Source organism: Sorangium sp. So ce448, from assembly GCF_051520915.1.
GTDB lineage: Bacteria > Myxococcota_A > Polyangia > Polyangiales > Polyangiaceae > Sorangium > Sorangium cellulosum_B.
The window spans coordinates 11,588,018-11,601,331 of the sequence record NZ_CP150343.1; the positions used below are offsets into that span (position 1 = coordinate 11,588,018).

Below are 13,314 nucleotides of genomic sequence, written 5' to 3' on the forward strand. Positions count from 1 at the left end.
CAGGTCCTCTACTTACTTTCTCTCGTCGACTTCGATGACGATGTGCGACACGCCCTTGGTGATCCGGGTCGCACGGCCCATCGCGCGCGGCCGCCAGCGGCGGTTGAACTTGTTCGGCCCCTTGTCGACGGTGGCCTTGCTGATGAAGAGCGCGTCGATGTCGGCGCCCGCCTGCTGGGCGTTCGCGACCGCGCTCTCGATGATCTTCCGCAGGACGGGGGCTCCGCTCTTCTGCGTGAACGAGAGCAGCTGGATCGCCTCGTCCGCGTCGCGACCTCGAACGAGATCGGCGATCATGCGAGCCTTGCGCGGGGCGATCCGCGAAAACATCGCACTGGCTTTGCTTACCATTCGAGACACCTCGCGACACCGGCGGGCGGAGTGACTCCGTACCGGGTTTCGGTTCACTGCGAACCGGTTGCACCGTCGTACGCTTCCGGTCCCAGCCCGACGTCCATCGACGTGGGCCCCCTTCGCGTCACCGGGGGGGTTCCCGCGGCGGCCGAAGGGGCGGAGCTGGGATCGAAGCGCCGTTACGGCTCTTCTACTGGGAGACCGGGAGGACACCCGATCGCCCGGGAAAACGGAGCGCGGTGATTACCAGCGGGAGGCGCGGTACGCAAGCGCGATCCTTCCGCTCCCTTTCAGTTTGTTTCGCGCGCCCCCGCGGGCTGAGCAGCTTTTCAGATCTTCCTGAACGGACGTCGGGGGGCACCGCGCACGCCGAGCCCGGTGCCCGGGCAGGCGGACGGACGAGCACGAGGCTGAGATCTGTTCTTGACACGGACGAAATGCAGCTGAAACAAGCTGCCGACGGCGGCCTGAGCCGTCGACGGCGGAGGTGCACGCCCGGAGCGTCGGCGTCGGACGGCTGGACCAGGCCGAAGAGCAGGATTGCGAGGGGAATAGGGGAGCCCCAGGTTCAGTCGAACGCACCAGGCCGTGGAACTCTTCCCTGACATTGTAGGAGGCAACGTGACCATGCTTGCTCGCCATCGCCATTCTTTCCTCGCGCTTACCTTTCTCTTGCCCGCCATCTACACCGGCTGCGTCGTGACCACGGAGGACACCGACAACGAGGTGGACCAGACGGTCGGCCCCGGCGTCACCCACGGGTCCACGAGCAGCGGCGGCGACGGCGGCGACGGCGGCCAGGGCGGCACCGGCGGCCAGGGCGGCAACGGCGGCGACGGCGGTACCGGCGGCGACGGCGGTACCGGCGGCGACGGCGGCCAGGGCGGCACCGGCGGCAGCGACGCCTGCATCGAGGCGTCGGACGGCGACCTCACGGTCGCGGCCTGTGACGAGCTCAACATCTCGCCTGCGCAGGGGGCGACGAGCCAGTGCGGCGCGAACCGCGACGAGGACCCCATCGGCTACGGGCTCTGCAAGCACGGCTTCGCCGTCTTCTCTCCGGGTCACGCCGCAGACCTCGTGGACTGCCTGAGCGACATCGGCGTGGAGCGGGCGTGCGACCTGGATCCCGTTCAAGCGTGCATGAACCGCACGTACGCCAACGCGTGCCCGCACCAGGCCGACGAGATCTGCGACACCATCTCCGACTTCTGCGACGCCGGCACGTTCGACCCCGCCAAGTGCGCGGCTCAGATGAACCCCCTCAACCGAGATGCAGCGGACGATCTCGTCGCTTGCATGAACGACAACCCGAACGTCTCCTGCCAGGAGGCTTACGACGCATGCTACGAGGACATCATGGCCTTCGACTGATCCGGCCGCCGCCACGGATGCACGGCCTGCGCGCCCACCGTGCGCGCTCTGCTCTCGCCGTTCTTTTCCCCTGGCATTCGACGCACACCAGATGACCTCTGGGCCTCTCACCAGCCCACACCCACCTTAGCGCCCCGGCGCGCGCACCCTCTCATGTAGGCGCGTTCGGGGAGCCCCCGAGCGCGGTATTCGGTTGCAAAAAAGAACGCGGGAAGGGATCCTCGGCTCCTCCGTGGCCAAGGACTCCTCCCGCCCGCGCCTGGTAGCCTCCGTTCCGCGATCGCCGGGGGCGCGTCCATTCCGCGGTGGAGCGCTGCTCGGCGTGCTCGTCGCGTCGGCCGGCTGTGCTCCGGGGTCGACGACAGCGGAGCAGATCACGCCGCGCCTGATGGTGCGCGCCTCGCTCGAGGGGACCGCCGCCGTCCCGACGGAAAGGCGCATCAAGGCCAAGGAGAGCGCGCTCGCTGCCGTCAAGGACAGCGCAACGCTCGCATCGGGGATGGAGTCCGAGATCGGCGCCATCCCGATGTCCTCCTCTACGGCCAGCGCGCGCTGCCCCGCGGAGATGGCCCTCGTCGACGATCGCGTGTGCGTCGATCGCTGGGAGGGCGCTCTGGTCGAGGTGACGCCCAGCGGTGAGCGCCCCTGGTCGCCCTACGATCCGATTGACGGGAACGAGCGCCGCGTTCGCGCCGTGTCCTGGCAGGGGGTCATCCCCCAAGGCTACATCAGCGGGCGGCAGGCCAAGCTGGCGTGCGCGGCATCGGGCAAGCGCCTGTGCACCTCGGAGGAGTGGGTGACCGCCTGCCGAGGGCCCGACGACACGACGTTTCCCTACGGCGCGCTCCGCCAGCAGGGCGTGTGCAACGATGACGAGCGACGGGTTCACCCCGTCGCCGAGATCGCCGCGCTTCTCGACATCAAGCCCGAGGAGCGCTGGACGACGGCGATGAACAATCCGCTCATCAACCAGCTGTCCCAGGCGCTGCTCACGACGGGCGAGCGCGCGGGATGCACCAACTCTTACGGCGTGTTCGACATGGTGGGCAACCTCCACGAGTGGGTCGATGATCCGAGCGGCACCTTCCGGGGCGGCTATTTCATGGACACGACGCGCAACGGCGAGGGCTGCAAATATGCCACGACCGCCCACTCCTTCGGCTACCACGACTACTCGACGGGCTTCCGGTGCTGCATGGATCCGGAGCAGGCCGACTAGTGCAGGCCGCGCGGCGTGCGGCCGGCACGATAGCGGGGGTGCAGGTTGGTGTGATACGGGCTCAGCCGCCAGGCAGGCGAGTGAGGCGTACGAAGGTACGCCGCAGCGAGCCGAACGAAGCGGATGAGCCTGAAGCGCACGAACCCGCACCCCGCTGTGGGGCAGACGCGAATCGAACGCGGAGCTCGGGACGATCCAGCGGGGAGACAGGGCGGTCGCCGCGCGCGCATCTTGCCGAAACGCCACGGGCGCTCCGACAAGACGGCTCGGGCGCGGCGCAAGCGAGCGTGCGAGTCGTGGAGGAGCCAGGGCCGACGCGCAGCAAGCCATGGCGACATCAGCGAAGAGATTGCCCATGCCCGACTCCATAGTGAGCGCGCCCACGCGGCGCCGTGCCGCTGCGACCGCCCTTGCCGCCCTGACGGCCCTCCTGGCGCTCGGTTGCGGGAAGAAGGAAAAAGCAGCGCCCATCACCGTCCCGCCGCCCCCGGGTGCGGCGTCCTCGGATGAGCTCACCACCGCCATTGGCCAGGCGCGTGGCATCGATTCGGCGCTCGCGCCGTCGTCGACCCGATGGCGACGGGCGTTCGTGCTCGATGAGAGGCGAGCCGTGGTGACAGGAGAGGTCGAGAACGAGGCGATCGCGCTCGTGACCGAGAACACAGGGCGGACCTGGCGGTCTCTGCGGCGCGTCCGCGAGGGGTGGTCGACCTGGTCGGTCGGCGGAGACGGCGCCACGGTGCTCACCACCGGTCCGCGTGGCCCGGCTCTCCCGACGGAGACACGCGGGAATCGAGGGACGCCGTCCGCGCTGGACCCGCCGAGTCTCTTCTTCGCTCCGTTCGAGGCGACGGACCTATCGGCACCTTCACCGGTCACGCTTCCCGCGCTGAGCCGCGGAGCGCGGCCGCTGGTGAACGCTGTGCCCGCGGTCCTATCCGCCGAGAGCGCCGCGCTGCTCGTGGAGCCCAAGCCTCGGCACGCGACCCTCATCTATGCGGGGCCGGCGGGCGCCGAGCCCGTGCCTCCCGTCCCGCTCCCCACGCAGGAACAAGCGCTGCCCGTGCCTTATGGCCGCCCACCGATGCTCCTGTCGGTGCGCGGGCGCAGCCTCCTCGTGCGGCCCGTCCCCGCGCCGGGGAAGCCGCTTGAGGCACCGAAGAGCGTCGAGGGACTCGCGATGAACCCAGCGGCCATCGCCGCGCTCTCCACGACACCAGCATGCGACTTCGCCGGCTGGTCGATCCAGCTCGTTCCTCAGCCGCCCGACAAGACCGCCGTGGTCGCCGTCTCCGCTGCCCAGACAGCCGTGCTGAAGCTCCCGGCGAAAGCCCCGCCCGGAGCGTCGGTCGGCTGCGCAGCCGACCGGATCATGGTCGAAGTCATGACGCCCACAACCGGTGAGCCCACGCTCGCGACGTGCACCCTCCAAGGCACCTGCGTCATCGCCGAGAAACCGCCCTTTCGACCGTGGCTGGAGCCGCATGAACGGTCTGTCGCCCTGGCGCCCACACGCGAAGGCGTCGCCGCAGTGCTGACCTCCCGCGCGGCAGCGCGATGGGGGCTCTATATCGCGATCGCGCAACCGCCGGAGGTGGGCAAGATCTACGACGTCCCCAGGGTAATCGGCGAGGCCACGGGCGAGCGCGGCCGTATCGAGCTAGGGGCCCTCCTCTCGTTCGGAAATCGACTCTTGATGCTCCTCCAAGCGGATGTCACCGGGACATCGCGCCGCGGCTGGTACGTCGCGGCCTCCGATGATGGCGGGCTCACCTGGAGCCCGCCCTGAGCTCCGTCTCGAACGGGATAGTCATTCCAAACGCAGCGCGTCAGCACAGCTTGCATCCCATCTGATGCTGACGTGCGCGGTGGTCTCGAGACCTACTTCGGAGGAGCGGCAGCCGGAGCGACGCGCTTGCGCCCCTTGACGCTCGGCTTCTTCACGACAGGCGCAGGCCCAGCCGCGGTCTTGCGCGCGTTCGCGCTCGCCTGCTCGGCGGTCTTCGCGTCGCCTGCATAGCGGGCGAAGCGACGGTCGCCGCCTTGGAAAATCCGCTTCTCCAGCTTCAGCTCCTTCAGCGCGGCGGCGGCGCGGGTCTGCGGGATACCCGCCTGCTTCGCCACCTCGCTCGCGCTGACGCCAGAGCTCGCTTTGACGACGCGCTCGACGGCATCCAGCGTCTCCTGACGCTCCGCCGAGGCGGCCGGCGACTTGCGCGGGCGACCAGGCCGACGCTTCGGCGCGGCGCCGCGCTTGGCCGCGACGGAAGACGTTTTGGACTGGACCGCTCCAGCAGCGCGGGCGCGCGCGCGGCTGCGGCGCGGCGCCGCAGGAGGAACCAACGGCGCTTCCCCTGTCACGGCGCCCAGCTGATTCTTGACGAGCGCGAGGATCGCCTCGTCCGGCATTTTCCGCACGAGGTTTACAATCTGCTGTGAAAAGGCGTCCGTTGCCATGTGCTCTCCCTCGTCGCCGAATCCAGCTCGGCGGTTGGATACGACTATGCCGTTGCCACTTGCCTGGTCAAGCGAATTGAGGATAGAGGGCCGTCTTTTCTTTCAATACGCGCTGCGGGCGGGCTCAATCGGAGAGCTCATTGGACGGGACGGCCCCGAACGGCTGGGCTGCTTTGCTCGACAGGCGCCGAGCGATGAAACCCCGCCAGCGTCGATTGATGGCCGGGACCCCTCCCCCGCGCAGGACGGCCCCTGGGCCGCGCCAATCCTCACTCGGCCCCCCTTGACGATGCAGCGCGGCATTGCGTGTCTCGGGTGCTCGGGTCTGGTCAGGTAAGCACCGTCCGAGAACCGAGCAACCCTGCGCCGCGGGGCCGCGCCCGTCACGGGCGGCAATGCGGGCGCGCGCACATCCCCGAGGTGCAGCGACCCGGCGCGAGCCTCGCCACCCCCAATCATTGAAGCGCCTCACGCAGGGTGCGACCGCCTGGCGACCCCACACAGGCGGCCGGCGCGTGGCTACATTGCACGCCCCGGGCGCACGACTGACCTATGCGGAGGCGTGATAGGATGCCCCGCTCGGCGGGTGGGGCGCAGCACGGACGCTTCGCTATGAGCGCCGGCGGGGCGGGACTCCGGGTCGAGCTCTCTGCACGACATCCGCTCATCACGCCGGGGATTGCGCGGACCCACGCTGACCGCCCGATCATGCGCCAACCCGCCGAGCTCTTCGAAATGACGACTCTGCGCCGCTCCCGCCGCCGGAGGCGCGCTCTGACCGCGCAGCGCCGCTCTCGACATCACGCGCGCGGCCGCCGCCCGCGGCTCCCGCTGGGTGGGCGCCTGAAGGCCGTCGTGTCCGTCGGACCGGTGTGCACGCGCGGCTGGAGCCGGCCCGCTCCGCCCCGACTTCTGCAAACGCCTTCCTGTCCATATCTACATCTACGACGCCCGGGATCCACCCCGCCCCCGCTCGACCTCCGTCCGACCGGCGGCCGAGATTGACCAGCCGCCGACAATCGGTTGACACGCGCGTCGGCCGCGGAGAAGGATGCGCGCATGTCGCTGGTGCGCGTGCTCGAGCCAGAGGTCATGGATACCGACGAGGACGCGCGGGCCTACGACAGCATGGATCACGCCGCCGTGAACACGGCGTTCTGCGACGCGCTGCTCTCCCACAACCCCGGTCTCGCATACGCCCTCGACGTCGGCACAGGGACGTGCCTGTTGCCCATCGAGCTTTGCAGGCGCGCCCCCGCCGCGCGGATCAAGGCGATCGATCTCTCCGCGGCGATGCTCGAACTCGGGCGCCGCCGTGTCGAGCAGGCCGGGCTCACCGAGGCCATCGCGCTCGCGCTCGTGGATGCCAAGGCGCTGCCCGAACCGGATGAGACGTTTTCAGCCGTGCTCTCGAACAGCATCGTCCACCACGTCCCGGAGCCAGCGCAGGTGCTGCGCGAGATGCTCCGCGTCCTCCAGCCCGGGGGGCTCCTGTTCGTGCGGGACCTGGTCCGTCCGGAAGACGAGGCGTCGATCGCCGCCCTCGTCGACACGTACGCAGCGAACGACACCGCGTACCAGCGAGCCCTCTTCGACGCGTCGCTGCGCGCGGCGCTCTCGCTCGACGAGGTGCGTGATGTGCTGCGCTCGCTCCGGATTCCCCCCGAATGCGCGCAGGTGACGAGCGACCGGCACTGGACCCTCGCGTTCCGCAGGGCCTCCTGATCCGAAGGCGCCGCGCGCTGGTCCGGGCCGCGTCGCGGGCACGTCAAATCGACGCGACGGCCAGCCCGGCTCGTAATAAAAGCGTCCACGTGAACGCCAACGGAACACGAGCTCGCCGGGCGCGCGGCGTTGCCCCCGCGCTCTTCCTGTCCTTCGCCGTCGTCCTCGCGGCATGCGAGGAGGGCCCGCCTCGCCCGAGCGAGCCGGAGCGGCCCGCGCCCCCGCCGCCTCAGTCGAGCGCGGGGCTCGCGCCGCCCGCGGCCAGCTCGGCCGCAGCAGAGCCCCCGAGCGCAAGCGCGCCGGGAGACGCGGGCGAGCCGAAGAGCACGCCCGCATGGCAAGGGACATGGGAGGGGCGCTACGACGCCAAGAAAGGCAGCGTCGTGATGCCCCCGAAGGTCAAGGACGCCGCGCGCCAGAAGGACGACGGGAAGCAGGTCACCGGCCCTGGGACGGTGACGCTGACCATCGAGCCGAGCGGTGAGCTGAAGGGCGCCGCGAAGGGAGCGCTCGGCGACGCGACGCTCGTGGGAAAGGTCGAGGACGGCATGGTCCGCGCATCGGTCTTCCCCGACGATCCGCGCGCACCGAACGCCATGACCGGCGTCCTGGTCGGCGAGCTGAAGGAGAACGTCATCCACGGCAGGATCCGGGTGACCGGGCCCGATGCCCTCCTGGTGCGCGAGTCCCCCGTCGAGCTGAAGAAGAAATGAACAGCGCAGCCGGGCAAGACGTCGACGCCGGCGTCTCGCTCGGCTGCGTCGCGCGTCAGCTCCCTGCGCCGGCTCCTCCCGGCTCGCCTGCTGGCGCGCGGCCCTGCGGCTCCTGCGGTGCAGCCCCGGCCTCTCCCGCGGCGCCGCCGCGCGCGCCGCCGCGACCCGCCTCCGCCCGCCGCTCCTCGCGCTGGCGTGCCACCTCGGCGTCCCGTTGCTCGTACGCCACGATGATCCGCTGCACGAGCGGGTGGCGCACGACGTCGACCTCGGTGAACGAGCAGATCGCAATCCCCTCGATCCCCGCGAGCAGCTCGCGCGCCTCCGCGAGGCCGCTGCGCGCGCCGTGCGGGAGATCGACCTGCGTGACGTCGCCCGTCACCACGGCGCGGGAGGCGTAGCCGAGGCGGGTGAGGAACATGCGCATCTGGTCACTCGTCGCGTTCTGCGCCTCGTCGAGGATGACGAAGCAATCGTTGAGCGTGCGGCCGCGCATGAAGGCCAGCGGCGCGACCTCGATCTGACCGCGCGTCACGAGGCCTTGCGCCTTGTCCGCATCCATCATGTCATGGAGCGCGTCGTAGAGCGGGCGCAGGTAAGGATTCACCTTCTCGGCGAGATCGCCGGGAAGGAAGCCGAGCCGCTCTCCCGCCTCGACGGCAGGGCGGGTCAGGATGATCCGCTTCACGCGGCGCTCGAGCAGCGCGTGCACGGCCATGGCCATCGCGAGGTAGGTCTTGCCCGTCCCCGCCGGCCCGATGCCGAACGTCATGTCGTGCGATCGGATCGCCTGGATGTAGCGCTTCTGCGCCAGCCCCTTCGCCGAGATAGGCCGGCGGCGCGCCGAGATGAGGACGACGTCCTCGAACAGGTCCCGCAAGGTCATCCCCGGGTCGTCCCGGAGCGCCTGCACTCCGCGCACGTAGTCCTGGGGATCGAGGACCACGCCGCTCCTCAACATCTGCGCGGCTTCCGCCAGGCACCGCTCGGCGAGCGCGACCTTGTCGGCGTCCCCGGCGAGCCGGATCGTGTTGCCTCGAACGCCCGACTCGATGCCAAGAGTGCGCGCGATGAGCTTGAGATGCTCGTTCCCCGGCCCGGCGAGGGCCACCAAGGTGCTGTTGTCGAGCACCTCGACATCCGCCGTGATCCGCACGCTGGTCGTCATCCCGTGATCCTTCCCCGCCTCTGCCCCGGCGCTCCGTCGCCGGCACGTGCCGCCACTCCATGAGCAGGACCTTGACGCGGCTCACATCTCGCTCGAATGTCGCGCTCGCTCGCCGTATGGCCTACACAGAATCGTAACGTCCTGGTCATAATTTCGCGTTGTAGTGCATGCGAGATCCGGCAAGCGGGCGAGCCGCACACAGGGAGAACTGCATGAGGTTAGCTACATCGGCGCTGCTGGGCATGACTGTTACGCTGTCGAGCCTTTCGGCGCTAGCACAGCCTGGACCCCAGGGCCCAGCGCAACCCGCCCCGGCGCCGCCTCCGGCCGCTGCCCCGGCGGCTCCTGCCGGCGCGGTTCCGCCTGCGCCCGCTCCGACGCCCGCTCCGACGCCCGCTCCGACGCCCGACGCAGCGCCGCCCGCAGAGCAGCTGCCGCCGCCCCCTGGAGCGGCACCGACCGCCGCCCCGCCGCCTCCTCCGCCTGCGCAGGTGTTCGCGCCGACCGCCGATGCCGCCGTCGTGAAAGAAGAGCAGCAGCCGCTCGCCGGCTGGCACGGCGGCTTCTTCCTCCGCGACGCGAACGACAACTTCCGGCTCTACCCGAAGGGGAGGCTGAACTTCGACTTCGCCAGCAGCTTCGGCGCCGGCGTCTCGGACGTGCCGGCGACGAGCGGTGGGAGCACGCTCAAGCCGCGCCTCTTCATCCGCCGCGCGCGGCTCGAGGTGGCCGGCGAGTTCCTCAAGAGGTTCTCCTTCGATGTCGACGTCGACTTCGGCGGCCAGGGGCTGGGGAACGCCAACGGCCGCACCGAGAACGCTGCCGGCGCGGCCGGGCAAGCGCCGACGGCCGATACCGCGCGCTTCGCGCCTGTCGAGAGCACCACCGCGAACGCCGTGCTCGCCGACGCCTGGATCAACTACTCGGTCATGCCCGCGCTCAATTTCCTGTTCGGGCAGCACCAGGCGTTCTTCTCGATGGATAACCAGACGAGCGACAACGGCACGACGTTCATGGAGCGCAACATCGCGACCCGGAGCTTCGCCTACCCCGAGGGCAAGGACATCGGCCTGACGATCTGGGGCGACGTCGCCGACAGGATGGTCGTCTACGGCGTCAGCGTGGTCGGCGGCGACGGGCAGAACCGGCCAGGCGTCGACAGCCAGTTCGATTTCATCGGCCGCGTGGCCGCGCGCCCGTTCGCCAGCGACAAGAAGGGGTTGCTCGCGAAGGCGCAGATCGGCGTCAGCGCGCGCTACGGCGACCGTGACCAGAGGTACGTGGGCTACGACTATGCGGCCATCAGGACAGCGCAGGGCTACACGCTCTGGGGCGCCGGCTACACGGACTCGCTGAAGCGCCCGATCCACGTCATCCCGTCGGCTTCGCAGGCCGCGATCGGCGGCGAGCTCCGGCTGCCCATCAAGATGGTCGAGCTCCGAGCCGAGGCGTATTACGTCGCGAACGAGACGCGCGAGGCCGTGGAGGGCTTTCAGCTCACCAACACCGAGCGGCTCGGGCAGGTGAAGGGGCTCGGCTGGTACGTGCAGCTCTCGGCGTGGCCGGTCGGCGACGCCTTCGTCAGCGGCGATCCAGGGTTCAGCCCGCGCCCCACGAAGATCGATCTGACGAAGGAGATCGAGAAGCCGAAGTCGGGGATCGAGGTCGCGGCGCTCCTCGCGGGGATCAACGCGACGTACGACGGCGCGTCGCGCGGGGGTGCGTACGACGAGAAGACGCCGGGCGCCGAGGGGGGGCCGGGCACCGACCTCAACGTCATGCAGATCGGCCTCGCCGCGAACTACTGGTACACGAAAAACATACGGCTCGGCGTGAATTACAGCGCCTACCTGACGCCCGGCAGCGGCTCCAGCGAGAACCTCCTCCGGGTGCCCGGCAATACGGTGACGCCCGCCGATCCGGACGCGCACGCGCTGCACGAGCTCGGCGCCAGGGTCAGCATGTCGTTCTGACGCGTCCCCGCCCCGCCGCGGCCGGCGTCCCGGCCGCGCCCCTCATCCGTTTGCCCTCCAACGATCCGCGCAGCGGGCGTCCCGCGCGGCGCGCCGGCAGCGCGGGAGCCCCGCCGGCGAGGTCGCGCGCCTCAATTTTGGCCCAGGACAGCGCGGCGGGGTACCCGTCGGGCCATGCGCGACATGCGTCAGTGGATCGCCGTCGGTGCAGCCGTGGGGCTCGTGGCCGTGACCCTCCCCATGCTGCGCGAGCACGACGTCCAGCTCGGGGGGCTGCTCGCCAAGAAGACGACCGCCGGGGGCCCGACGATCACGCGGACCGTGACGCCGCCGCCGCTCACGGACCTCGATCTGACGCGCATCGACGACCGGAAAACCCCGCCCACGGCGCCGGCGCACGGCGACCGCGTCGCGGAGCTGACCGTCGACCCGATGTACCAGCGGGCGGCGCTCGGCTTCCTGCGGGCAGGCCAGGTCCCGGAGGGCGCGGTCGTCATGACCGATATCCGCACCGGGAAGGTGCTGGTCTGGGCGAGCTACGTGAACGAGGGGGCCATGCACGACGTCGCTGCAGAGGCCACCGCGCCGTCGGCGAGCGTCTTCAAGGTCGTCACCGGCACCGCCCTCGTCGAGGCGGGCCTGAGCCCGAACACCAAGCAGTGTTATTCGGGCGGCGAGCACTCGATCCGGCCTGCGGACATGGTCGACAACAAGCGCCGCGACAAGTACTGCGCGACGCTCGCGCAGGCGATGGGCCGGAGCATCAACACGGTGTTCGCGCGGCTCGCCGCGAAGAACCTCGACCGCGAGAAGCTCGGCGCCGTGGCCGAGAAGCTCGGCTGGGGTCAGGAAATGCCGTTCGACGTGAAGGTCGCGGCGAGCACGATCTCGCTCCCGGAAGACGACCTCGGCTTCGCGCGGACCGCCGCGGGCTTCTGGAACACGACGCTGTCGCCGTTCCAGGGGGCGAACCTGGCGACCACGCTCGCCAATGGCGGCGAGATGATCCGGCTCCACGTCGTGTCGAGCGTCAAGGACGAGATCGGCGACATCTACCAGGGCCCGAGCGAGCGCCAGGTGCTCAAGCGGGTGATGGACGAGAGCACGGCCAACGCGGTGACCGCGATGATGGAGGCGACGGTGGATAACGGCACGAGCTACCGCTCGTTCCATGATCGCAACGGCCGCCCCTACCTCCCGGATATCCGCGTCGCGGGCAAGACGGGGACGCTCACGAAGCCGACGCCCGAGGGGCCCTTCTACACCTGGTTCGTCGGGTTCGCGCCGAGCCGCAAGCCCGAGGTCGCCATCTCCGTGATGGTCGCCAACGGCGCGAAATGGCGGGTGAAGGCGACGAACGTCGCATGCGACATGCTCCGCACCTACTTCGCTGACAAGGGCGCGCCCGGCGTGAGCGATCCGAACAACCGGACAGGCGCGACAGCGCTCCGCCGCTGACGCCGGGCCGCCGAGCCGCAGCGCGCCAGGCCGATCGGCGCCGCGCTGCGCAGATGCACCTGAACGCGGTGCCGTGCCCCCGGCGAGGTCCCCTCGGCCGACGATGCCAGCGCATTGTCGGGCCGTCAGGAAGACCACCGCGCAGCCTTCACGAGGCCTCCATAAGGCCGAGATCGTTCGTCGGGATTTCCGCCCTCACCAGGATCCGGCGATGACGGTGCGTCACGGACCGGTGTGCCTGCCTGGTGCCGGCAGGTGTGCAGGCTCAACGTACACGCCGCGACGGCGATCGATTCATGGAAACTTTCCGCCCGGGGGCGACCCCTCCCGCCGGCTCGCCGTCCGCGGCGCGAAGGTCCGGACCGCTCCGATGCAGCCAGACACCCTGGGCCAGGGTGGGACCTAGTTGCGAGAGGTGCTGCTTGTGCAGCTTGTGCTCGGCCGAGATCCGCGTGCTAGCATCTCTGTTGTGCAGGTTGTGCTCCGCAAGCTCGGCCGGGGATCACGCGCAGTCGTTGGCCGGCTCGTCCGTGCACCACGGAAAGGCTCGGTCATCGTCATCGAGTTCTCCGACGGAATGCATGAATACGTCACGACGCCGGTCAAGCGCGTGTTGCGCCTCGCGGGGCGCGAAGTCTTCTACATAGAGACCGTGAACTCCCGGTACCGCCTCGAGGTGCGCGGCCGCGAAGTCGCGCTGGACGGCGCGGTCGGCGGCTGAGCCCTGCCAGGTGCGGCTCAGGCGGCGCGGATCCTTCGGATTTTTCAGAACGAGCGCGCGCCTCTGATGTGACCGCGCGCCTCTGACGTGACCGCGCGGAGGTCAACGCCTCACGGCGGCGCGATGCACTGCACACTCGTCTAGCACGAGAA

The 13,314-nt window shown here is 69.9% G+C and carries 11 protein-coding genes; 8 read left to right on the forward strand and 3 right to left on the reverse strand.

Going from position 1 to position 13,314, the window contains the following annotated elements:
* Window positions 1–12 precede the first annotated feature (12 nt).
* A complete protein-coding gene (gene rplV / locus WMF45_RS43830; RefSeq protein WP_012240567.1) occupies window positions 13–351 on the reverse strand; it encodes a 50S ribosomal protein L22 in 339 nt (112 codons plus the stop codon).
* A 630-nt stretch (window positions 352–981) separates the two neighbouring features.
* On the opposite strand from rplV, the gene WMF45_RS43835 reads away from it, so the two are divergent.
* The 3 genes from WMF45_RS43835 to WMF45_RS43845 all read left to right on the forward strand — a co-directional run bounded on the left by WMF45_RS43835 (window position 982) and on the right by WMF45_RS43845 (window position 4,736).
* Window positions 982–1,728, forward strand: coding sequence for a hypothetical protein (locus WMF45_RS43835; RefSeq protein ID WP_437719641.1), 747 nt, complete (start codon window positions 982–984; stop codon window positions 1,726–1,728).
* Between the two features lie 322 nt (window positions 1,729–2,050).
* The gene (locus WMF45_RS43840; protein ID WP_437712563.1) at window positions 2,051–2,947 is read left to right on the forward strand and encodes an SUMF1/EgtB/PvdO family nonheme iron enzyme; all 897 of its coding nucleotides are present in this window, start codon (window positions 2,051–2,053) and stop codon (window positions 2,945–2,947) included.
* A 1,084-nt stretch (window positions 2,948–4,031) separates the two neighbouring features.
* Window positions 4,032–4,736 (forward strand): hypothetical protein, encoded by a 705-nt coding sequence (locus tag WMF45_RS43845; protein ID WP_437712565.1) that lies wholly within the window; start codon window positions 4,032–4,034, stop codon window positions 4,734–4,736.
* Between the two features lie 92 nt (window positions 4,737–4,828).
* Here the strand turns inward: WMF45_RS43845 and WMF45_RS43850 are convergent, their stop codons facing one another.
* Complete coding sequence (locus WMF45_RS43850) at window positions 4,829–5,404, reverse strand: hypothetical protein (RefSeq protein ID WP_437712567.1); 576 nt, start codon at window positions 5,402–5,404, stop codon at window positions 4,829–4,831.
* Between the two features lie 1,059 nt (window positions 5,405–6,463).
* Between WMF45_RS43850 and WMF45_RS43855 the strand changes: the two genes are divergently transcribed.
* Together WMF45_RS43855 and WMF45_RS43860 are read left to right on the forward strand one after the other, a co-directional pair.
* Window positions 6,464–7,129, forward strand: a complete 666-nt coding sequence (locus WMF45_RS43855) for a class I SAM-dependent methyltransferase (RefSeq protein ID WP_437712569.1) — start codon at window positions 6,464–6,466, stop codon at window positions 7,127–7,129.
* A gap of 89 nt (window positions 7,130–7,218) precedes the next feature.
* Entirely contained in the window at window positions 7,219–7,842 is a 624-nt protein-coding gene (locus WMF45_RS43860) for a hypothetical protein (RefSeq protein WP_437712571.1), read from the forward strand.
* Between the two features lie 55 nt (window positions 7,843–7,897).
* Here the strand turns inward: WMF45_RS43860 and WMF45_RS43865 are convergent, their stop codons facing one another.
* The gene (locus WMF45_RS43865) at window positions 7,898–9,010 is read right to left on the reverse strand and encodes a PhoH family protein (RefSeq protein ID WP_437712573.1); all 1,113 of its coding nucleotides are present in this window, start codon (window positions 9,008–9,010) and stop codon (window positions 7,898–7,900) included.
* A gap of 491 nt (window positions 9,011–9,501) precedes the next feature.
* Between WMF45_RS43865 and WMF45_RS43870 the strand changes: the two genes are divergently transcribed.
* From WMF45_RS43870 to WMF45_RS43880, 3 genes are all read left to right on the forward strand, one after another.
* The gene (locus WMF45_RS43870) at window positions 9,502–10,983 is read left to right on the forward strand and encodes a porin (protein ID WP_437712575.1); all 1,482 of its coding nucleotides are present in this window, start codon (window positions 9,502–9,504) and stop codon (window positions 10,981–10,983) included.
* Window positions 10,984–11,157: 174 nt separating this feature from the next.
* The gene (locus WMF45_RS43875) at window positions 11,158–12,441 is read left to right on the forward strand and encodes a penicillin-binding transpeptidase domain-containing protein (protein ID WP_437712577.1); all 1,284 of its coding nucleotides are present in this window, start codon (window positions 11,158–11,160) and stop codon (window positions 12,439–12,441) included.
* 415 nt (window positions 12,442–12,856) lie between these two features.
* Window positions 12,857–13,162: a hypothetical protein gene (locus tag WMF45_RS43880; RefSeq protein ID WP_157907252.1), complete on the forward strand. Its 306-nt coding sequence runs from the start codon at window positions 12,857–12,859 to the stop codon at window positions 13,160–13,162.
* Window positions 13,163–13,314: the final 152 nt, after the last annotated feature.